The following is a 22,489-nucleotide window of genomic DNA, read 5'->3' on the forward strand; positions in this document are numbered from 1 at the left end:
AAATGGCACCCCACTAAAATAATGCGGAGACAATCATGGATCAAAAACGTCGCACCATCATCGCCGCCGGCGCCGCGCTCGGGCTTTCCGGCATCACCGCCGCACCCTTATACGCCGCTGGCCCCACCTACTCTTTCAAGGTCGGGACAAACGTACCGGTCAGCCATCCAATCTACCTACGCCTGACGGAGTCGGCCGAGCGGGTGAAATCGGACACCGGCGGGAAAGTGGAAATGCGCATTTTCCCCAATGGCCAGCTGGGCGGTGATACCGAAATGCTCAGCCAGGTACGCAGTGGCGGAATGGACTTCCTTACGTTGCCCGGCGTGATTCTGGCGACGATGGTTCCGATGGCATCGCTGAACAGCGTAGGCTTTGCGTTCTCCGATTATCCCTCTGTCTGGAAGGCCATGGATGGCGGTGTCGGCGATCTGATCCGGGACAAAATCAAGGCGACCGGACTGGTGGTCATGGACAAAGTCTGGGACAACGGCTTCCGGGAGATCACCTCGCAATTCCCGATCAGCAGCCCCGCCGATCTGCAGAAAGCACGCATTCGTGTGCCTGTCAGTCCGCTGCTGGTATCACTCTTCAAGTCGCTGGGAGCCGCGCCTACGCCGATCAACTTCAGCGAGTTGTATTCCGCGCTCCAAACCAGAATCGTGGAAGCCCAGGAGAACCCCCTCCCCATCGTTGCTACAGCCAAGCTATATGAGGTGCAAAAATTCTGCTCGCAGACTTCTCATGTTTGGGATGGGTACTGGCTACTGGCAAACGGTCGCGCCTGGCAGGGACTACCGCAAGATCTCCGCGAAATCGTCGCAAAGAATATGAATGCCGCCGCGATCGCACAGCGTGCCGACAGCGAGAAGCTGGCCACCACGCTCATGAAAGAGCTCGAACAAAAAGGACTCAAATTCAATAAACCCGATCCGGCGCCTTTCAGGAAAAAACTCGCGGAGGCTGGCTTTTACACCGAGTGGAAGAAGAAGTTCGGCGCGGAAGCATGGGCGGTCCTGGAGACCTATTCCGGCAAGCTCGGGTAACTAGGCGCGGATGAAGATCGCGGATCCAGACGACAGTCAATAGCGCCCCAATCCATCAGGAAGCGGCGAGATTGATGTTCGCGGTTCCGCGATCTTCACGGACCAGGACGATCATCCTGAGGTGACCAATACCAAGACTTTCAGAGATGAGAGGGCTGAACAAGGACCGCCTCAAGGTGCTTGCACAGCGCAATGCCACCTCGCTGGACGTGCCCGGATACCAGCTCAGAGGCTTCCAGAACGGAACCACGCAACACGCAATCTGCGATGGCAGCATGCTCTTCCCATGCAACCGGGATATCCGCGCTGGCATGGATGGTGATCAAGGCCCGCATGATGTGAGCCCATCGGCCATTCATCATCTGCTCAATCACAGTATTTCCCGACAGCCTGTAAAGCGCGACGTGAAACTGGAACTCCGCCATGGCAATCTCCGGCGCCGGCGCATGTTCTCTCACCTTACCCTGACCGGCGACAAGCATGCGTCGCAGGAATTCGCACTCCTCTTCACTCGCACGATGATCTGCAACACGTTGGGCCGCAAGAGCCGCTGCGCTCGCCTCCAGCGGTCTGCGCGCCTGAAATAGCAAGCGCATGTACTCTGGCTCAATCGGTGTGACCTGAAGCCCTTGACGGCCAGAATCCTGCAACAACCCCTCATGTTTGAGCAGCTGCAAGGCATGGCTGATGGGTTGGCGAGAAACCTTGAGCTGGCTCGCCAATACCGACTGACGAATTCTCTCGCCCGGCTCAAGCTTGCAGAACGCAATGTCGAAGAGGAGCGCATCGAAGACTTGCTCGATAAACGGTGGGCTGTCCTCCACTGCTTCGAGGCTTGTATTTGATTCCATGCTTGTTGATTATCGGTGCTGAGTGAGCCATCCCACGGGAGATCCCCGAGGATGCGCGGTTACCACTTGTTGGATCAAATCCTGATTTGCAAACCGATTTTGATGAGTCTCAGGATTGCAGCGGTATTGTAACAAGCGATTTCGCGTCGACGGACCAAGCTTACAGGCATCACGCAAAGCCATCCGAAGCGGTCATCTCAAGAGGACTCCACGCAACGAAGGGACATGGGAAATGCGGGGGGGGGGACACAGGCTTGGTGCACTCATCACTCGTGTCGTGAAGCCAATAAAAAAGCCCTTGAATAATCAAGGGCTTAGTAAAACCTGGCGGAGAAGGGGGGATTCGAACCCCCGATAGGCTATGAACCTATACACGCTTTCCAGGCGTGCGACTTAAACCACTCATCCACCTCTCCTGGATTTGAGTTCGCGTTCAGCGAAGCCATGCATTATAGCAAGCTTCAGAAAGAAGCCAAGTCTTTTCTAAACATTTTTCCAAAAAAGACCATAAAAAAGCCGGCAGGTATGGGCCGGATCCTGCTCGCCCTGCCCTGCCGGCTTGCGGGCAGCGACTTGCTGCCGCCCGCGGTACTGGCTTGCTTACTGCGCTTCCTTCAACTGATCCAGAATGGCCGGGTTTTCCAGCGTGGAAACGTCCTGCGTGATCGCCTCGCCCTTGGCCAGCACGCGCAGCAGGCGGCGCATGATCTTGCCGGAGCGGGTCTTGGGCAGGTTGTCGCCGAAGCGGATTTCCTTGGGCTTGGCGATCGGGCCGATTTCCTTGGCGACCCAGTCGCGCAACTCCTTGGCGATCTGCTTGGCTTCATCACCGATGGGGCGCGGACGTTTCAGGACCACGAAGGCGCAGATCGATTCGCCGGTGGTCTCGTCCGGCTTGCCCACCACGGCGGCCTCGGCCACCATGCTGTTGGCCACCAGCGCCGATTCGATTTCCATGGTGCCCATGCGGTGGCCGGAGACGTTCAGCACGTCATCGATGCGGCCGGTGATGGTGAAGTAGCCGGTGTCCTTGTTGCGCACCGCGCCGTCGCCGGCCAGGTAGATGTTGCCGCCCAGTTCCTCGGGGAAATAGCTCTTCTTGAAGCGCTCGGGGTCGTTCCAGATGGTACGGATCATCGAGGGCCACGGGCGCTTGACGACCAAGATGCCGCCGTTGCCATTGGGGATGTCATTGCCGGTCTCGTCGACGATGGCCGCGGTGATACCCGGCAGCGGCAGCGTGCACGAACCCGGCACCTGCGGCGTGGCGCCCGGCAGGGGCGAGATCATGTGACCGCCGGTCTCGGTCTGCCAGAAGGTATCGACGATGGGGCATTTTTCCTGGCCGACGTTCTTGTAGTACCACATCCAGGCTTCCGGGTTGATGGGCTCGCCCACCGAGCCCAGGATGCGCAGGGACGACAGGTCATACTGCCTGGGATGGACCTTCTCGTCGGCATCGGCGGCCTTGATCAGCGAGCGGATGGCGGTGGGTGCGGTGTAGAAGATGGTGGCCTTGTGACGCGCCACCATGTCCCAGAAGCGTCCGGCGTTGGGATAGGTCGGCACGCCCTCGAAGACGATCTGGGTCGCGCCCACGGCCAGCGGGCCATAGGCGATATAGGTGTGGCCGGTGATCCAGCCGATGTCGGCGGTACACCAGTAGACATCGTCGGGCTTGATGTCGAAGGTCCACTTCATGGTCAGCACGGCCCACAGCAGGTAGCCGGCCGAAGCGTGCTGCACGCCCTTGGGCTTGCCGGTGGAACCGGAGGTGTAGAGGATGAACAGGGGGTGCTCGGCATCCACCCATTCCGGCTCGCAGACATCGGACTGGTTGGCCAGCACGTCGGAGAGCCAGAGGTCACGGCCCTCGACCCAGTTGATCTCGGCACCGGCGCGCTGGTAGACGACCACGTGCTTGAGGGTATCGCAGCCGCCCATGGCCAGGGCTTCGTCGACGATGGACTTCAGGGGCAACTGCTTGCCGCCGCGGACCTGGTAGTCGGCGGTCAGCACGGCCACGGCACCGGCATCGATCACGCGCTCATGCAGGGACTTGGCGGAGAAGCCGCCAAACACCACCGAGTGGGTGGCACCGATGCGGGCGCAGGCCTGCATGGCGGCTACGCCTTCGACCGACATCGGCATGTAGATGACCACACGGTCACCCTTCTTGATACCCAGCGACTTCAGGCCGTTGGCGAACTGACAGACCTTCTGGTGCAGCTCGCGGTAGGACACGCGGGTGACCTTGCCATCGTCGGATTCGAAGATGACGGCGGTCTTGTCGGCATTGCCATTCTCCAGGTTCACGTCCAGGCAGTTGTACGAGACGTTGACCTGGCCATCGGCGAACCATTTGTAGAACGGTGCGTTCGATTCATCCAGGGTCTGGGTGAAGGGCTTGTGCCACTTGAGGTTGTCCTTGGCCAGCCTGGCCCAGGTGCCTTCGTAATCCTTGGCGAATTCGGCGTTCAGGGCCTGGTAGGCCTCCATGCCGGAAATGGCGGCGTGCTTGACCAGCTCGGCCGGCGGTGCAAATACGCGGTTCTCTTGCTTGAAAGTTTCAATGTCTGCCACGGTAGTCTCCACTAGGTTTGTTTTTGCTTTCCGCAAAACATAGGCCGTTTCACTTACTCAGTCCTTACACATGCTGCGCCGTCGTGGCGCGCAAAGCCGCCTGCATCCAGGCCTGGCGGGCCGTACTGCGGCTTGCGCAGGTCATGGCGGATCAGGTGGATGCCAGCCACCTTTGACGAAGACCTTCATATTGCGCTTATGTTCAGAACAACATTTCTGCATTTTGGCACAGGCCGGTGTTTCCCGCAGGCACCCATGTACTCACATTTGATCCATGCCTGGATGAAGCTATCACAACGGATTCCGCCCAAGGGCGTGTAAAATACGGCCCCAAATCCGAGGCCGCGCGGGCAGCTTTCGCGCGGCGAGATAATCGGATACCGCACTCACTCGCCAGAATCAATCCAGCGTACTCCTGACACCATGACCAGCCCGTCGCCCAAGACTCCCCGCAAGATCGGCATCCTGCCCAACCTGATTTTCATGAGCCGCTGGCTGCAGCTGCCGCTGTACCTGGGCCTGATCCTGGCGCAATGCGTCTACGTGTATCACTTCTGGGTCGAGCTGTCGGACCTGATCGGCGCGGCCATGGGCAGCGCCAGTTCGCTGGACCATATCCTCGATGCGGTAGCCATCCCTGGCGCCATCCGCCCCGACAAGCTCAACGAGCAGACCATCATGCTGGTGGTGCTGGCGCTGATCGACGTGGTGATGATCTCCAACCTGCTGATCATGGTGATCGTGGGCGGCTACGAGACCTTCGTCTCGCGCATGAACCTGGAAGGCCATCCCGACCAGCCGGAGTGGCTGTCGCACGTGAACGCCTCGGTATTGAAGGTCAAGCTGGCCACGGCCATCATCGGCATTTCCTCGATCCACCTGTTGAAGACCTTCATCAACGCCAACCTGTATGACGCCAAGACGCTCATCGCGCAGACCGGCATCCATATCGCCTTCCTGCTCTCGGCCATGGCCATTGCCTATTGCGACCGATTGATGGTGCATCCCGGCGCGCACGACGACGAGCCCTCCGACAAGCACTGAACCCGTATCATCCAAACCTGAGAGAACCAGCCATGACCATCATCAAGCAAGACGATCTCATCGAATCGGTAGCCGCTGCGCTGCAGTACATCAGCTACTACCACCCGGCCGACTACATCCAGCATCTGGCCCGCGCCTACGAAACCGAGCAGAGCCCGGCAGCCAAGGATGCGATCGCGCAGATCCTGACCAACTCGCGCATGTGCGCCGAGGGCAAGCGTCCGATCTGCCAGGATACCGGCATCGTCAACGTGTTCCTGAAGATCGGCATGGGCGTGCGCTTCGAGGGCTTCTCGGGCTCGATCGCCGACGCCGTCAACGAAGGCGTGCGTCGCGGCTACTCGCACCCGGACAACGTGCTGCGCGCCTCCATCGTGGCCGACCCCCAGTTCGAGCGCAAGAACACCAAGGACAATACCCCCGCCGTGATCCACATGGAACTGGTGCCGGGCAACACGGTTGACGTGCAGATCGCCGCCAAGGGGGGTGGCTCGGAAAACAAGACCAAGTTCGTCATGCTGAACCCCTCCGACAATCTGGTGGACTGGATCCTGAAGACGGTGCCGACCATGGGCGCCGGCTGGTGCCCGCCGGGCATGCTGGGCATCGGCATCGGCGGCACCGCCGAGAAGGCCATGCTGATGGCCAAGCAAGTGCTGATGGAAGACATCGATATGTACGAGCTTCTGAAGCGCGGCCCGCAGAACAAGACTGAAGAGCTGCGTATCGAGCTCTATGAGAAGGTCAACGCACTGGGCATCGGTGCACAGGGCCTGGGCGGCCTGACCACGGTACTGGATGTGAAGATCATGATGCACCCGACCCATGCTGCTTCCAAGCCGGTCGCCATGATCCCCAACTGCGCCGCCACCCGTCACGGCCACTTCGTGCTGGACGGCTCCGGCCCGGCCTACATGGAACCGCCGTCGCTGTCGGACTGGCCCGAAGTGCACTGGGTGGCCGACACCGAGAAGTCCCAGCGCGTCAACCTGGACACCCTGACCAAGGAAGAAGTCGCCTCCTGGAAGCCGGGCCAGACCCTGCTGCTGAACGGCAAGATGCTGACCGGCCGCGATGCCGCCCACAAGCGCATCCAGGACATGCTGGCCAAGGGCGAGAAGCTGCCGGTGGACTTCACCAACCGCGTGATCTACTACGTCGGCCCGGTCGATCCGGTGCGCGACGAAGTGGTGGGCCCGGCCGGCCCGACCACCGCCACCCGCATGGACAAGTTCACCGACATGATGCTGGAGCAGACCGGTCTGATCTCCATGATCGGCAAGTCCGAACGCGGCCCGGCCGCCATCGAGGCGATCAAGAAGCACAAGTCGGCCTACCTGATGGCCGTCGGTGGTTCGGCCTATCTGGTGTCCAAGGCGATCAAGTCGGCCAAGGTGCTGGGCTTTGCCGATCTGGGCATGGAAGCGATCTACGAGTTCGACGTCAAGGACATGCCGGTGACCGTGGCGGTGGATGCCAATGGCATCTCGGTGCACAACACCGGGCCGGCCGAGTGGAAGGAAAAGATCGCCCAGAGCGTCTCCCTGTCCAAGATCCCCGTCACCACCGCCTGAGCCACGCCAGACGATCCGCAGGAGCGCGCGCAGCACCATGAATGAAGCAGTCAAGCAAGCCGCCGCGCCTTCTGCAGGACACGCTGCCAGCCCGACCCTGATGCCGATCGCAGCCGATGCTGCGGTCGGCATTTTTGATTCGGGCGTCGGCGGCTTGTCGGTGCTGCGCCACATCCACGCCGCCCTGCCCCGCGAAAAACTGCTCTACTTCGCCGACTCCGGCTACGCCCCCTATGGCGACAAGACCGAGGCGCAGATCGTGGAGCGGTCGCTGGCCATTGCCTCGTTCTTCGTCGGCCAGCAGGTCAAGGCACTGGTGGTGGCCTGCAATACCGCCACCGCTGCCGCCATCCAGGCCATCCGCGCACAGTGGCCTCGGCTGGTGGTGGTCGGCATCGAGCCCGGCCTGAAACCGGCAGCCCAGCAGACCCGCAGCGGCAGCGTCGGCGTGCTGGCGACCCGCAGCACGCTGGCCAGCAAGCGCTTTGCCTTGCTGCAGCAGCAGATGGAGAGCCAGTATCGGGTGCGCTTCCTGCCGCAAGCCTGCGTCGGCCTGGTGGACCTGATCGAAAAAGGTGAACTGTACTCGCCGGCCACGGTGCAATTGCTGGAGCGCTACCTGCAGCCGCTGCTGGATCAGGGCGCCGATACTCTGGTACTGGGCTGTACCCACTACCCCTTCGTACGTCCGGCCATCGAAAGCGTGTGCCAGCGCCTGGCAGGCGAAGTACCGGACATCATCGATACCGGCCAGGCCGTCACCCGGCAACTGGCGCGCCTGCTGGAAACGCAAGGCTTGCTGGCGCAGGCCGCCACCGGCTCGCTGGCCGGCTACACCACGGCCAGCCAGTCCACGCTGGAAAATGCCTTCGGCAGCCTGCTGCAGCTGGCGCCACTGGTACAGGCCCTGCAGCCGCAAGGCAGCGCGTGAACGGAAAAAAAGAAATGTTCGTCGAACTTTCCTTTTTGCATCGAAATTATGTTGCCATTCCCGGCAAGTGTTTGTATAATCTTTTGCTTACTTGATGACGGACGCAAGTCTGTCTGACAGTCGACGGTGGCTGTAGCTCAGTTGGTAGAGTCCAGGATTGTGATTCCTGTCGTCGTGGGTTCGAGTCCCATCAGCCACCCCAAGTATTCAAGCAAAAAGCCCGGTCCTGGTGACCGGGCTTTTTGTTTTCATCGTGCTGCATCAGGCGCGCCGTCATTCCTCGCACCCGCATTGCCTCGTTCCCATCACGTTCACTGCGGGATGTCCCGTCCCTTGTGGCGGGGACATCCGGCGGTGCCCTCCTAGTTGATCATCCCGGTCGAATACGCATACTTGATCAGGTCGGCATCGGTACTCAAACCCAGCTTGCGCATCGCATTGTTCTTGTGCGTGCTGATGGTACTGGGCGTGCGAGACAGACGTTCACATATCTCACCCAGCGACTGCCCCTCCACGAACAGCCGGACCACCTCCAGCTCGCTCTGGGTCAGCTCGCGCACCAGCCCGAAGCCCTCTCCCTGGGCCCAGCTCATCTCCAGCTCGCCGCGCAGCGAGACCGGGAAGTACAGTTGCTTGCTGCTCTGCGTGGCCAGGCAGGCATTGATCAGTTCATCGGTCTTCTCGCGCTTGTTGATGACGGCGAATACCCCCATCCGGTAGAGACGCCGGATCACCGCGCCATTGTTCATTGCCGTGTAGACGATCAGCTTGGTCGATGGATGTTCGGTCTTGATCCGCTTGACCAGTGCGAAACCGTCGGAATCGTCGCTATCGTCGGCTGGCATCGCGAAATCGGTGATGACGATCTCGCACGGCGCGCGTTTGAGCGCCGACAGCAGCGCTTCACCTGTGTCCACCTCCAGATCGATGCGTATTTCCGGCAGGCGCGCCAGCTCGCTCCTGAGCGCGCCCAGCACGATAGGATGGTCATCGGCAATGGCTACGTGCAGGATCTTCTTCAAATTCATACTACCCCCAAATGGTTCAATTAACTGACAGGTGACGACTTCGCAGGCCTTCGCCCGAAATCGCTCTCCCATGAAGTGCCGTGGCTTGATGCCCTCGATTTCCTTTCATCGATGTCGGCTCCCCGCGTTTGTCGACATCATGGCGATATCGAAAAACTTCCATCAATAGGAGATAGACAAAATCCACGGAAAATAGAAAGGAAATCGCAATATTGCAGCTCAAAATCGAATTTATACGAGACGTCAATACCAGAAAGGTCAACAACCTTCACTTTTCATGGTGATTTCAACAACAATCGAGCCCCACCATCGATGGATATCGAGAATATGCGGAATAGAAGATGGGAGGAGGTGGGCGGGAGAAGGTGGGAGAAGGCTCGGCAGCATGGCTGCTGCCGGCCAGGCAGATGTCACCAATAGTCTTCAGTCACGAACTGACCGCCACCGGTGCGCCGCAATGGCCCCATGCCACGCTCGCGCAGCAGTTCGCGCACCTCGGTGACCATGTCGGGGTTACCGCAGACCATGACGCGTGTCTGCTCCACGTTCAGTGGCAGGCCGGCGGCCTGTTCCAGCGAGCCTTGCTTGAGCAGCGTGGTGATGCGACCGGCCAGCCAGCCCGGCTCGTCCGGCAGGGAGTCGTCACGCGTCACGCAGCGCAGCAGCTGCAGGCGCGCCGGCCGGCCCTGCTGCCGGGCCTGCTGACGCAGCTGTTCGAATTGATCGGCATAGGCCAGCTCCTCGCGCTGACGCACGCCATGCACCACGACCAGGTCATCGAAGCGCTGCCAGACGTCGGGCTGCCGCAGGATCGAGACATAGGGCCCCAGGCCGGTGCCGGTGGCCAGCATCCACAACTGGCGGCCATCGACGAAGCGATCGGCCGTCATGAAGCCATAGCTGAGCTTTTCCACCCACACCGGATCGCCCGGCTGCAAGGCATCCAGGCGCGTGGTGAACTGGCCGCCGGGGACGACGATGGCGTAATACTCCAACTGGTCCTCATGCTCGGCCGAGGTGATGGAATAGGCACGCGAGACGATCTGGCCATCGATCTCCAGCCCCAGGCGGGCAAACTGGCCGGCCGTAAAGCGATAGCCGGCAGGCCGCGTAGTACGGAAACTGAGCAACTTGTCGGTCCAACGATGTACCGACAACAAGCGTTCGCAACTGGCCTTCTCCGAATACGCATCAATATTCACACTACTCACACTACTCACACTACTCTCCTTCGATTTACGGTGCGCGCCCGCCCGCAGAGCGGCCGACGTGCATATCTGATTCTCAATACCCACCCGGGCGATGCTACAGGCACATTACAATAGCGGGATGAACAAGACGGTAGATCGCCCTGCACAGGTCGTCGGGCCAGCGTAACAGCGGAGCAGCGACGGCGCAGTCCGGCTGACCCTGGAATGAAGCACCCGCCACCGGCACCACGGCCCAGGAACTATCCGCGCCGCATGCTGGTCAGGGCTTGGTGGCATGCGCCGCCAAGTCCTCATCCTACCCGACTTGCCCCAAGAGGCGGCCGGCCGGCCGTCTCAACCGATAACCGATGATGCAGTGAATCAATGACATGGACCCGCCACCTGGCCATCGCCTTTCTCTGGTGCGCCGCCGATACCGCCTATGCCGCCTACAAGGTGGAAATCGAAGCGCCCAAGCCGGTGCAGTCGCTGCTCAAGGATTTCCTGGACCTCTCGCGCTACCAGGACCGCGACGACATCAGCGACGAACAGCTCAAGTTCATGATGGATACCGTCGGCGACCAGGTGCGCGAACTGACCTCGACCGAGGGATATTTTGCCCCCGTCACCAAGGTCAGCATGACCAGCGAACCGGCAGCGGCCGATCAGCCACCGCAGCGCCGCATCAAGCTCAGCGTCGAGCCGGGACCGCGCACCGAGATCAGCAGCACCGACATCACCGTCACCGGCGCGGCCGCCAGCGAGGACCCGGCCCGGGTAGCCGCCATCCGCAACAACTGGTCGTTGCCGACCAGCCAGCCCTTCCGCCAGGAAGACTGGGACAAGGCCAAGAACGCCGGCCTGGACCAACTGCAGCAAAAGAAATACGCGGCCGCCCGCATCGCCTCCTCCCAGGCCCGGGTCGATCCGGACGAACACCAGGCCGATGTGTCGGTGCGCTATGACAGCGGCCCGCCCTTCACCCTGGGGCCCTTGCAGATCACCGGCACGCGCCGCTATCCCGAGACCATCATCCGCAACGTCAATCCGCTCAACATCGGCGAAGCGTATGACATCGACCGCCTGCTGGCGCTGCAGCGGCAGATCCAGAACACGCCCTATTTTTCCAACGCCATCGTGGCCATCGACGATGACCCCGAACATCCGGACCTGACACCGGTGAAGGTGCAGGTCACCGAGTTCCCGACCCAGCGCATCCGCACCGGCGTGGGCTATAGCACCGATACCGGCGCCCAGGTCGAAGGTCGCTATTCGCATTACAACGTATTCGACAAGGCCTATGTCTTCGACAGCCAGGCACGGCTGGAGCAGAAACGCCAGTACGGCATGATGTCGCTGGCCATGCCGCCGGACGACAAGGCCTTCGTCAACAGCCTCAATACCTCCTACGACCGCACCAAGCTGGAAGGCATCGACCTGCGCAGCCAGCAGATCGGACTCAAGCGCGCCCGCAACAGCGAGAACTACGACACCACCTATTCGCTGACCTATTACCGCGATGAGCTGAGCCAGGAGGACGGCAGCACCCTGCCCGCCAATACCATTGTCACCCCCGGCAAGCACCGGGCGCTGGTGCCCGGCTTCGCCTGGTCGCGCCGCAATGTGGACAACCCGATCTTTCCGCGCCGGGGCAACCTGCTGACGCTGGAAGCCGGTTTCGCGCTCAAGGGCTTGCTGACCGACCAGAGCTTCAGTCGCCTGTATGGCCGCTTCAAGCAGTTCGTGCCGGTGGGCAAGCGCGACATCGTGGTCTTGCGTGCCGAGCTGGGTGGCGTCTTCACGGCCGGCAGCGCCGGGGCGGTGCCACCCTCGCTGCTGTTTCGCACCGGCGGCAACGACTCGGTGCGCGGCTATAGCTACCAGAGCATCGGCAACGAGCAGAACGGCACCGTCTACCCGACCAAGTACCTGGCCGTGGGTAGCTCCGAATACCAGCGCTGGTTCAGCGAGCAATGGGGCGCGGCGGTGTTCTACGACATCGGCGCGGCTGCCGACAACTGGAACAACAAGACCTTCTATCACGGCGTGGGCACCGGGGCGCGCTGGCGCAGTCCGGTGGGTACCCTGAACCTGGACCTGGCCTATGGCATCCAGAAGCACCAGATCCGTCCTCACATCTCGCTGGGCATCGCGTTCTGATGCAGACGCCAGAATCGCGCAAACGATTTATATGATTTCGAACGACAGGCACGCATGAGCGACCAGCCACAAGCATCGCAGGATTCTTCCTCTCCACCGGAGCCGCCGCAGGGCTCACGGCGCTCGCGCAAGCGCGCTGGCAGCATGCGCCGCGCGGGCCGCGTCCTGGCCTGGAGCGGCGGCACGCTCGCCCTTCTGCTGCTGGCCACCGCCGGTACCATCCTGTACGCCCTGAAGACCGAAAGCGGCGCGCGCCTGCTGTGGAACGGCGCGGTCAAGGCGCTGGACGGCAAGCTCTCCGGCCAGTTGCTGGGCGGCACCGTGGCCGACGGACTGCGCCTGCGCGCCCTGCACTACCAGGATGAGCAGCGCATCCTGGATATCGACAGCATCGACGCCCGCTGGCACCTGGCCGCGCTGCAGCGCAAGTTCAGCATCGACTACCTGCGTGTCGGCTCGGTGCAGTTGAAACAGCAGCCGTCACCATCCGAGCCGACCACCCTGCCGAGCTCGCTGGAGATCCCCCTGGCCGTGGAGATCGGCGAGATCAGCCTGGGCCACCTGAGCCTGACCCAGGGGACTTCCACCACCGAACTGTCGGACCTGAAACTGCACGGCAGCTCCGATGGCGTGCAACACACGCTGGTGCTGGACCGCCTCGTCACCCCCTACGGCCAGGCCACGGCCCTGCTACACCTGAACGGCAAGCGCCCCTTCGCCATCGGCGGCGGGCTGGAACTGGCAGGCGCCTACCAGCAAGGCGAGCTCAAGGAGCAATACCAGTTGGCCGCCCAGTTGTCGGGCTCGCTGGAGGAACTGGGCATCGCCCTCACCGCCGGGGGCGACAAGCTCAAGGGCAATGCCGACATCGTCGCCACGCCCTTTGCCGCAGTCCCGCTCAAGCGCGCCCGGGTCGATCTGCAGCACCTCAACCCGCAGGCCTTCAACGTCGCAGCGCCAGCAGCCGACCTCAACCTGCGCGCCGACCTTGCCCCACCGGCCGGACTCCCCGCCAATGCCCCGCTGCAGGTGGCCGGCCGGGTGGACATCACCAATGCCCGCCCTGGCAGCCTGGACCAGCAACTGCTGCCCCTGCTCTCGGCCAGCGCCGATCTGCAACTGGACCTGCAACAGCAGACCCTGTCGCGACTGGATATCCGCCTGCCCCGCAACGCCCGCATCGAAGGCGGCGGCCAGTTCCGCCCCGGTAGCACGGAGCCCGGCAAGGAGTCCCCCATGGCCGGCCAGTTCAAGCTGCGCGTGAGCGAACTCGATCTCAGCCAGATCCATCGGCAGGTACGTCCCACCCGGCTGTCCGGGCCGGTCGACGTGACGCTGGCGCCTGACGCCCAGCAACTGCTGCTGACCCTGCAGGACAGCGCCCTGAAGCTCCACGTGGATACCGTCATCGGCGCCGAACGGGTACAGGTGCGGGAGGCTTCCCTGACCGCTGGCAAATCTCGCCTGGAAACCGCCGGCACCCTGCAGACCGTGGGCGCGATGGATTACGCCTTCAAGGGCAGGCTGCTGGACTTCGACCCCACGGCCGTGCTGCAAGCCGTCACGCCGCCACCAGTCAACAAGGGGCGTCGCACCAGCAGCAGCGCGCCCTCGCAACCGGTGCGCGCGCGCATCAACATGGACTTCGACGCAGCCGGCGCCCTCTCGCCGGAGCTGAAGGTCAAGCTCGGTTTCCGCATTCATGACAGCAGCTATGGAGACCTGCCCATGAGCGGCCGCGGCGACCTCCAACTGGCTGGCACGCGCCTCTTGCCTTCCAAAGCCAATCTGCAGGTCGCCGGCAATACGCTGGACCTGGACGGCAGCTTCGGCAAGGCCGGGGACAAGTTGCGGCTCAAGGTCGATGCGCCGCAACTGGCGCGCCTGGGCTATGGCTTGTCCGGCCTGCTGCGCCTGGACGGCACCGTCAGCGGCACGCGCCAGCGCCCCGATGTGGTGGCCAGTTTCCAGGCCGAGCAATTGCAATTCGGCGCACACAAGCTGCACCACCTGGCCGGCCAGAGCGAACTCCACAGCAACCTGGCCGCCGGCGTGGCCTCGCCCGACAACCGCCTGGCGCTGACGCTGGAGGGCGATGGCTACAGCGGCCCGCAGGCCACTCTGTCGCGCCTGGCGATCAAGCTGGACGGCACCTATGCCAAGCACGCGCTGACCCTGCAGGCCAAGGGCAAGCTGCAGGAGCAGACGCTGGACCTGAGCGTGGGCGCCCACGGCCAGGTCACCGAAAAGACCAAGGGCCATTATGGCTGGGCCGGCAGTCTCGACCAGTTCAGCAACCAGGGCTTCCCGCGCATCGCGTTGGCCAGTCCGCTGGCACTGGACGCCTCGGCTGACGGCATCGAGGCCGGCAGCACCCGCATCGAGATCGACCGTACCGCGATCGAACTGAAACGCCTGTCCTACCAACAGGGCCGGCTGGCATCGGCCGGCCAGGTACGGGCGCTGGACCTGGGCCGGGTGCTGGAACTGATGCAGCAATTCAGCGGTACGCCGGCCCCGGTCAAGACCGATCTGGTGCTGGACAGCGACTGGGACTTTACGCTGGCCGAGCGCGCCAGCGGCTACCTGCAGATCGCCCGCAAGTCGGGCGATGTCAGGGTCACCACCAGTGCCGGCGAGGCCACGCTGGGCCTGTCTGAACTCAAGCTGCGCAGTGATTTCCAGGGCGAACAGATGCGCGTGAGCGGCCGCGTCGATGCCGCACGCATCGGCAGCCTGGACCTGGGTGGCGAGGTCGGTCTGCGTCGCATCGACCAGTTGCTGACCCTGGATGCGGCGTCCCCCCTGAATCTCAAGGCCCGCCTGGATGTCCCGCAACTCAAGCGGGTCGGCGATCTGATCGGCCCGCAACTCAGCCTCAACGGCAAGCTGTCAGCCGACCTCAACGCCGCCGGTACGCTCGGCCAGCCCAGCCTGTCGGGTGCCATCAACGGCGACAACCTGGCCGTGACCGAATTCGACCAGGGCATCCAGTTGAAGGACGGCATCGTGCGCATCGTCATGGACAGCAATGTCATCGAACTGCGCCAGATCGAGTTCCATGGCGGGCGCGGCACCCTGCGCGCGGGTGGCAAGATCCAGCTCGGCGCCGACAATCCCGACCTCAACGCCACCCTCACCGCCGATCACCTGGAGCTCTTCGCCAGTCCCGACCGGCAATTGATGCTCTCCGGCGAAGGCAAGATCAGCAACGTCAACGAACAATTGCGCGTGGACGGCAAGTTCATCGTCGACCGTGGGCTGTTCGACCTGCCCAAGAGCAGCGCGCCCAAGCTGGGGGACGACGTGGTCATCGTCAGTCGCAGCGGCAGGAACCGCGTCGGCGCGGCCGCCTCTTCGCAGCAGAAGCTGGAAGCCGCGACCGAAAAGCCGGCCAGCAAGTTCGCACCGGTCATCAACCTGGCGGTCGACCTGGGCAATGACTTCCGCTTCCGCGGCAGTGGCGCCGACCTGCTGCTGCGCGGCGACATGATGGTGCGCAGCGAACCGCTCTCCCCGCTGCGCGCCACCGGTACCATCAACGTGGCCGAGGGCAGCTATGAAGCCTTTGGCACCAAGCTCAACATCGAGCGGGGCATCATCAACTTCCAGGGGCCGATCGCCAATCCCAACATCAACATCCTGGCCATGCGCCGCAACCAGGACGTCGAGGCCGGTGTCTCGGTGACCGGCAATGCCAACCAGCCGCGCGTGCAACTGGTGTCCGAACCCAACGTCCCGGACGATGAAAAGCTGTCCTGGATGATGTTCGGCCACGGCACCGACAGCTCCAACATCGGCCAGCGCAATGCCAGCAGCCAGGCCCTGGCGCTGGTGGGCAACATGGGCGGCAAGCGCATCGCCAAGGACATCGGGCTGGACCAGTTCAGCATCGGCTCCAGCGAATCGGGGCTGACCGACGATCAGGTGGTCAACCTGGGCAAGGCCATCACCCAGAAGATCACGCTGGGCTACGAGCAAAGCCTGCAGGGCGCCGCCAGCGTCGCCAAGGCCACCTGGCAGATTTCGCGGCGCTGGTCGGTGGTCGCCCGTGCCGGCACCATCAATGGCCTGAACATTCTTTTCAGCCGGCGCTACGACTAGGAGCGCAAAAGCCACGGAAAGCACGCCGAGCGTGCTTTCCGGCAGGCAAAGCTTCCCCTTGGGGAAGGGGAATCTGTTAATCTCCTCACAAGTTCAGGTATTCCCCGATAGCCGGTCCAGCAGGACTTCATAACAATGGCACCGGGGAAAGGCCGTTTCCGGGGAAAGCGACATGCCAGAACACAGAATCCAGCGCGCATCACGAACAGCCAAGCTGTTCGTGGTCGTGGTCTGCCTGATCATCCTGCTGCTGGAAGCATGGTCGGCCTGGCGCGCCTACGAGGTGGCGCTGGACGAAGCCACCCGCGACGCCTCCAACATGGCCCTGGCACTGACCCAGCAGGCCGACCAGACCTTCAAGGAAGTCGACGTGGTGCTGCTCGGCGTGCAGGAGCATCTCGACTACGACGGTACCAAGAGCGCCGGGCGGCAGCGTACCCACGATTTCATGGTCACCTCGGTTGCAGCGGTACCGCAACTGGCCATGCTGATGGTGTACGACGAAACCGGGCTGGCCGTCGGCACCTCCCAGGCCACCCTGGAACACCGCTATATCCAGGACGATTACTTCCTTCACCATCAGCGCCTGCGCACCAACCACGCCTATCTCGGCAAGCCCATGCGCAGCCGCGTCAGTGGTCAGTGGGTGGTCACCATGAGCCGACGCATCAATCACCCCGACGGCAGCTTCGCCGGCGTGGTGGTGGCCGACATCGACCTGTCGCACTTCCAGCGTTACTACGAACAGTTTGCCATCGGCCGCAACGGCGCCATCCTGTTCGGCTTGAACGAAGGTACGGTGATCTACCGCCAACCGCTATTGAGCTATTCGATCGGCTTGGACATCTCCAAGTCGCTGCTACAGCAATACCTGACCAAGTCCGAACAGGGCTCCTTCGAGATGCGTTCACCGCGCGATGACATCGAGCGTCTGACCAGCTTCCAGCATTGCAACCTGTACCCCCTGTTCGTGGCCGTGGCGCTGGCCAAGGACGACATCCTGGAAGACTGGTCGCGCCGGGTCTGGATACGCGGCATTGCCGTCCTGTTGCTGTTGATCGTCATCGGCTATGGCGGCAACCGGCTGGTGGCGCAGGTGGCTGGCCGCGAAACGGCGGAGCTGGAAGCCATCACCGCCCGTACCGAACTGGAGCGTCTCTACCGAACCCTGGAAGCGCAGTCGCAGAAGGATGGCCTGACCGATGTCTTCAACCGCCGCTACTTCGATGCCGCGCTCACGGCCGAACTGGCACGCCTGAACCGCTCCGGCGAATCGCTCTCGCTGATCATGGTGGACGTGGACCATTTCAAGCGCTACAACGACACCTATGGCCATGCCGCCGGTGATATCTGTCTCAAGCAGGTGGCTGCCGCCCTCAATGGCGTAGCGCGCCGCCAGGGTGACATCGTGGCCCGCTATGGCGGCGAGGAATTCGCCCTGATCCTGCCCAACTGCAATGCCGCCAGCGCGGCCGCCATTTCCGGTCGGCTGGTGCAGGCCGTACGGGCATTGCGCATTCCCCACGAGGGCAGCCCGGTGGGCCAGGTCACCATCAGCGTGGGGGCGGCCAGTCTGGCCAGCGGCAAGGGTGCGCAGGTCGATGCCCGCGACCTGATCGACAGTGCCGATGCCGCGCTCTATCGCGCCAAGGAACAGGGCCGTGACCGTGCCATCCAGCATGAGTATCCACGCCTGACCCTGCTCTCAGACCATACCGGATCGAGGTGATCATGCGTTGCCTGATCCGCTATCAACTGCGCGAGGAAGAACTGCCGTCCCATCATGAGTTCAATGCCGAGCACCCCGATACCGACCAGGTGATCCAGCATCTCACCGAGTTCCTGCATCCCGAAGTGATGTTCGAATTCCTTCCCGTGCAGCCCGGCGCCCGGGACGGCATCACCCAGTTGCGCGACCGCATGGCCCATGCACGTGACTACCTGGAACAGTATTGCGGACTGAAAAGCCTCGCCTACATGGTCCTCCCCGAGGGTGCATCCTCGGCCCAGGGGAAATGGACGACCCTGCTGCTGGGTGGCAGTGAGCCGACGACCGTCAGCCCCTAAGACCCGCCCGACTGCGGCTAATTGTCGCACCCAAGCCCTTCTGACATCTCCCAAAACCAGTCGCAAAGCCTTTACTGGCGCGGCTTTCACATCTTCAACACTGCATTTCCGCCAGATTCACGCCAGCCCCAGTCCGACCCCGTGCGTTGTTAGAATCGGCCGCGCTCCGATTTCTTTACTTCCTGCAGGCATGCCCTGGCATGTCCGCTCAGACTGCGACGATGACCACGACCACACCACAGCGCCGGGGTAGCCCCGGCCACCAGCAGCGTTCCCAATTTCACCTGGCACTGCCTCTGCTATGCCTGGCAGCCGGTGCTCAGGCACAGTCCGTGGCGCCCACAGCGGCACAACAGAACGACGCCGCCCTGCCCACCATCTCGGTGAGCGCCAGCAGCACCGCGCCCTTGCAGAATCCGGTGAGTACCGGTTCCAACCTTGATCTGACGCCCCTGCAGATTCCCGCCAGCGTGAGCGTGATCGACCGTCGCCAGCTGGAAGAACGCGGCGACGCCAGCATCGTCGATGCCATCACCCGCGCCCCCGGCTACAGCAGCCTGGCGCATCCAGGCAACAGTGGCAGTTCGCTGTCGGTGCGCGGTTTTACCGATACCACCTCGGTGATGCGCCTGTACGACGGCGTGCGCCAGTATGGCGGCGTCGGCGTGAGCTTCCCCTTCGACACCTGGAGCGTGGAGCGCATCGAAGTGCTGCGCGGGCCGGCCTCGGTGATCTATGGCGATGGCGCCATCGGTGGCGTGGTCAACGTGGTGCCAAAGAAACCTTCACGCGGCAAGATCGAAAATGAAGTCGAAGCCAGCATCGGCAGCCACAACACGGAGCGCCTGGGCCTGGGCAGTGGTGGCGCCATCAACGACATGCTGTCCTACCGCGTGGACATCAGCGGTGACCGCTCCGATGGCTGGGTCGACCGCGGCTATTCCAACAACCTCAGTTTCTCCGGTGCGCTGCGGCTGGACGTCAATCCCGACCTGTTCGTGCAATTGAGCTACGCCCAGGGCCACCAGCGTCCCATGGCCTATTTCGGCACGCCGCTGATCAATGGCCAGCAGGTCGATGCGCTACGTGACAAGAACTTCAATGTCGGCGACGGCAACATCGACTACAAGGACCGTTGGGCGCAACTGGAAGCGCAATGGACGCCCAATGCCGACACCACCGTGCGCACCCGCTTCTACCAGATCAATAGCGAGCGCAACTGGCGCAACGCCGAATCCTATGTCTACAACCCGGCCTCCGGGCTGGTCGACCGCAGCGGCGCCACCCAGATCCGGCATGACCAGTCGCAGACCGGCAACACCACCGACGCCACTTTCAAGGGCCATCTGCTGGGTCTGAGCAACCAGGTCTCGGTCGGCTTCGACATCAACTCCAGCAGCTTCACCCACACCAACAACACCTATGTGGGCAACTTCAGCAGCGTCAATCCCTACGACTTCGACCCCGGCGTCTACGCCAGCGGCACCGGCATCCCGGCCTTCCGGCCGCGCTATCGCAACAGTGCCTCGCAGTATTCGGTCTTCTCCGAGGACAAGCTGGACCTGACCGAGCGCCTGAGCGTGCTGGCCGGCTTGCGCTTCGACCACGCCGACGTCTCCCGCAGCGATTTGATCAACAGCGCCAATGACTTCAGCCAGAGCTACGCCAACCTCGGCTGGCGCCTGGGCTCGGTGTATGCCATCACGCCGGAACTGTCCGTCTATGGCCAGTACGCCAAGGCCGCCGCGCCGGTGTCGGGCCTGCTCATGCTGACCCAGTCCAACAGCCGCTTCGCCTTGTCCACCGGTCGCCAGGTGGAAGTGGGCGTCAAGCAGGTGTTCTGGAACAAGCGCGGCCAATGGACCCTGGCCCTCTACGACATCCGCAAGAACAACCTGGTCACCCGCGACCCGGCCAATGCCAGCCAGAGCATCCAGGTCGGCCAACAATCCTCGCGCGGCGTCGAAGCCAGCCTGTCGCTGGCACTGACCGATACCGTGAAGCTGGATGCCAACGCCACCGTGCTGCGGGCGCGCTTCGACGACTTCGCCGAAGCGGTGTCGGGCGTGGCTATTTCGCGCAGCGGCAACGTCCCCACCAACGTGCCGGAACGGCTGGCCAACGTCTGGCTGGGCTGGGACTTCCTGCCCACCTGGACCGCCAGCGGCGGCCTGCAGTACGTGGGCGCGCGCTATGCCGACAACGCCAATACCCTCAAGCTGCCGGCCTACACCACTACCGACCTGGCCCTGCGCTGGAAGGCCACGCAAGCCACCACCCTGACCCTGCGTGCCAACAACGTGTTCGACAAGCACTACTTCACCACCGCCTACTACACCAATACGCAGTGGCTGGTCGGACCGGGACGCGAGTTGCAGTTGAGCGTGAACCACCGCTTCTGATCGATGGTGGCGACTTCCTGGCCGGCGCGCCTGCGCCGCTGGACCTACCTGACCCACCGCTGGTGCGGCGTGGCAGGCTGCCTGCTGATGGCCCTGTGGTTCGCCAGCGGCGTGGTGATGCTGTTCGTCGGCTATCCCAAGCTCACGCCCTGGGACAGGCTGGCGGCCCTCCCTGCGCTGGAAGCCGGCAGCAAGCTGCAGGGACCACCCCCGCAGGCGCGTGCCGGCGCACTGGTGCTCAACGCCGCCAGTGGCCAGCCGCGTTATCTGCTACGCAGGGAGGATGGCAGCCTGCTATCGCTGGATGCAGCTTCCGGAGCGGCGCAAGCGCAATTCGACCGCGATGCCGCGCTGCGCGCGGCACGCCTGTTCCGTCCGGGTGCCGAGGCCCATTACCTGGGCCAGTTGCACGAAGACCGCTGGACCCATGCCCGGTCGCTGGACGCGCATCGACCAATGCACCAGATCATGCTGGACGATGCCGCCCACACCCTGGTCTACGTCTCCTCGCATAGCGGCGAAGTGGTGATGCAGGCGACCCGCCTGCAACGCGGCTGGAACTATGTCGGCGCCTGGCTGCACTGGCTCTACGTCTTCAAGGACCAGCCGGTCGATCCGGTCTGGACCTGGACCGTGATTGCGCTCTCGGCCGGCTGCGTGCTGGTGGCCTGCAGCGGCATCGTGGTGGGACTGTGGCGCTGGCGCTTCGGCCGGCCCTACAAGTCCGGCTCGCACTCACCCTTCACGCCCGGCTGGATGCGCTGGCATCACCTGCTCGGCCTGGGTTTCGCGGCCATCACCCTGACCTGGATCTTCAGCGGCCTGATGTCGATGAACCCGCTGGGCATCTTCTCGGCCGCGCAACGGCCCGACCTGGCGCGCTATGCCGCGGTGCCGGCACAAGGCGGCCTGCTGGCGGCCCCTACCGACGCCATCCTGCAAAGCCTGGCCGAGAGCGGGTTCCGCCCGGTGGAACTGGAATGGCTGACGCTGGCCGGCCAGCCCTTCGTACTGGCCCGCGACGCGCATGACGGCACGCGCCTGGTACTGGCGGCCGATGCGCAGGGGCAGCGCCTGCTGGTGGCGCAGCATTGGTCTCGCGCCACGCTGGAACAGGCCGGTACCCGGCTGATGTCCGCACCGCTGGTGGCGGTGGAGCGCATGGATCATTACGACGCCTATTACTATCGCCGCGACAGCGAGGCCATGATGGGGGGCGCGCAACGACAGTTGCCCGTGCTTAGACTGAGGTTTGCCGATGCCGGTCATACCCTGGTCTACCTCAACCTGCAAAGCGGCCAGGTCGAAATGAGCGCAGACCGCGCCCAGCGCATCGGGCGCTGGCTGTTCAGCCTGCTGCATAGCTGGGACCTGGGGCCGATGCTGGCCGCGGGCTGGTTGCGTGAGGCTGTGTTGATCCTGCTGAGCCTCGGCGGGCTGGCCTTGTCCGGCAGTGGCGTGGTGATCGGCTGGCGGCGGCTGCGCCGCAAGTTCGGCGCCCGCGCCTGA

Annotated in this window: 14 protein-coding genes and 2 tRNA genes; 11 read left to right on the forward strand and 5 right to left on the reverse strand. The window is 63.2% G+C overall.

The window, feature by feature from the left end:
- Nucleotides 1-35: 35 nt before the first annotated feature.
- A complete protein-coding gene (locus tag I5R65_RS05520) occupies nucleotides 36-1,046 on the forward strand; it encodes a TRAP transporter substrate-binding protein (RefSeq protein ID WP_180667217.1) in 1,011 nt (336 codons plus the stop codon).
- A gap of 140 nt (nucleotides 1,047-1,186) precedes the next feature.
- Here the strand turns inward: I5R65_RS05520 and I5R65_RS05525 are convergent, their stop codons facing one another.
- From I5R65_RS05525 to acs, 3 genes are all read right to left on the reverse strand, one after another.
- Nucleotides 1,187-1,897, reverse strand: a complete 711-nt coding sequence (locus I5R65_RS05525) for a GntR family transcriptional regulator (protein ID WP_219341782.1) — start codon at nucleotides 1,895-1,897, stop codon at nucleotides 1,187-1,189.
- Nucleotides 1,898-2,222: 325 nt separating this feature from the next.
- Nucleotides 2,223-2,313 (reverse strand) — tRNA-Ser (locus tag I5R65_RS05530).
- 184 nt (nucleotides 2,314-2,497) lie between these two features.
- Nucleotides 2,498-4,480 carry an acetate--CoA ligase gene (acs, locus tag I5R65_RS05535; RefSeq protein ID WP_180667215.1) on the reverse strand — a complete coding sequence of 661 codons (1,983 nt, stop codon included), beginning with the start codon at nucleotides 4,478-4,480 and terminating at the stop codon, nucleotides 2,498-2,500.
- Between the two features lie 423 nt (nucleotides 4,481-4,903).
- Here acs and I5R65_RS05540 point away from each other — a divergent pair, with 423 nt between their 5' ends.
- The 4 genes from I5R65_RS05540 to I5R65_RS05555 all read left to right on the forward strand — a co-directional run bounded on the left by I5R65_RS05540 (nucleotide 4,904) and on the right by I5R65_RS05555 (nucleotide 8,231).
- Nucleotides 4,904-5,524 carry a YqhA family protein gene (locus I5R65_RS05540; RefSeq protein WP_180667213.1) on the forward strand — a complete coding sequence of 207 codons (621 nt, stop codon included), beginning with the start codon at nucleotides 4,904-4,906 and terminating at the stop codon, nucleotides 5,522-5,524.
- A gap of 32 nt (nucleotides 5,525-5,556) precedes the next feature.
- Nucleotides 5,557-7,098, forward strand: a complete 1,542-nt coding sequence (locus I5R65_RS05545; RefSeq protein WP_180667211.1) for a fumarate hydratase — start codon at nucleotides 5,557-5,559, stop codon at nucleotides 7,096-7,098.
- A 37-nt stretch (nucleotides 7,099-7,135) separates the two neighbouring features.
- Complete coding sequence (gene murI / locus I5R65_RS05550) at nucleotides 7,136-8,029, forward strand: glutamate racemase (RefSeq protein WP_180667209.1); 894 nt, start codon at nucleotides 7,136-7,138, stop codon at nucleotides 8,027-8,029.
- A gap of 126 nt (nucleotides 8,030-8,155) precedes the next feature.
- Nucleotides 8,156-8,231, forward strand: a tRNA-His gene (locus tag I5R65_RS05555).
- A gap of 160 nt (nucleotides 8,232-8,391) precedes the next feature.
- Here I5R65_RS05555 and I5R65_RS05560 read toward each other — a convergent pair.
- Nucleotides 8,392-9,057: a response regulator transcription factor gene (locus I5R65_RS05560; RefSeq protein WP_180667207.1), complete on the reverse strand. Its 666-nt coding sequence runs from the start codon at nucleotides 9,055-9,057 to the stop codon at nucleotides 8,392-8,394.
- A gap of 410 nt (nucleotides 9,058-9,467) precedes the next feature.
- Complete coding sequence (locus tag I5R65_RS05565) at nucleotides 9,468-10,277, reverse strand: ferredoxin--NADP reductase (RefSeq protein WP_180667205.1); 810 nt, start codon at nucleotides 10,275-10,277, stop codon at nucleotides 9,468-9,470.
- Between the two features lie 354 nt (nucleotides 10,278-10,631).
- On the opposite strand from I5R65_RS05565, the gene I5R65_RS05570 reads away from it, so the two are divergent.
- The 6 genes from I5R65_RS05570 to I5R65_RS05595 all read left to right on the forward strand — a co-directional run bounded on the left by I5R65_RS05570 (nucleotide 10,632) and on the right by I5R65_RS05595 (nucleotide 22,489).
- Entirely contained in the window at nucleotides 10,632-12,407 is a 1,776-nt protein-coding gene (locus tag I5R65_RS05570) for an autotransporter assembly complex family protein (protein WP_180667202.1), read from the forward strand.
- A 144-nt stretch (nucleotides 12,408-12,551) separates the two neighbouring features.
- Nucleotides 12,552-16,511 carry a translocation/assembly module TamB domain-containing protein gene (locus I5R65_RS05575; RefSeq protein ID WP_370460933.1) on the forward strand — a complete coding sequence of 1,320 codons (3,960 nt, stop codon included), beginning with the start codon at nucleotides 12,552-12,554 and terminating at the stop codon, nucleotides 16,509-16,511.
- Between the two features lie 172 nt (nucleotides 16,512-16,683).
- Complete coding sequence (locus I5R65_RS05580; protein ID WP_180667198.1) at nucleotides 16,684-18,240, forward strand: sensor domain-containing diguanylate cyclase; 1,557 nt, start codon at nucleotides 16,684-16,686, stop codon at nucleotides 18,238-18,240.
- A gap of 2 nt (nucleotides 18,241-18,242) precedes the next feature.
- Nucleotides 18,243-18,578, forward strand: a complete 336-nt coding sequence (locus tag I5R65_RS05585) for a hypothetical protein (protein WP_180667196.1) — start codon at nucleotides 18,243-18,245, stop codon at nucleotides 18,576-18,578.
- A 221-nt stretch (nucleotides 18,579-18,799) separates the two neighbouring features.
- Nucleotides 18,800-20,980, forward strand: a complete 2,181-nt coding sequence (locus I5R65_RS05590) for a TonB-dependent receptor (protein WP_180667665.1) — start codon at nucleotides 18,800-18,802, stop codon at nucleotides 20,978-20,980.
- 3 nt (nucleotides 20,981-20,983) lie between these two features.
- Nucleotides 20,984-22,489 carry a PepSY domain-containing protein gene (locus tag I5R65_RS05595; protein ID WP_180667195.1) on the forward strand — a complete coding sequence of 502 codons (1,506 nt, stop codon included), beginning with the start codon at nucleotides 20,984-20,986 and terminating at the stop codon, nucleotides 22,487-22,489.

It is taken from the genome of Herbaspirillum sp. AP02 (genome assembly GCF_015767275.1).
Classification (GTDB): Bacteria; Pseudomonadota; Gammaproteobacteria; order Burkholderiales; family Burkholderiaceae_D; genus Herbaspirillum.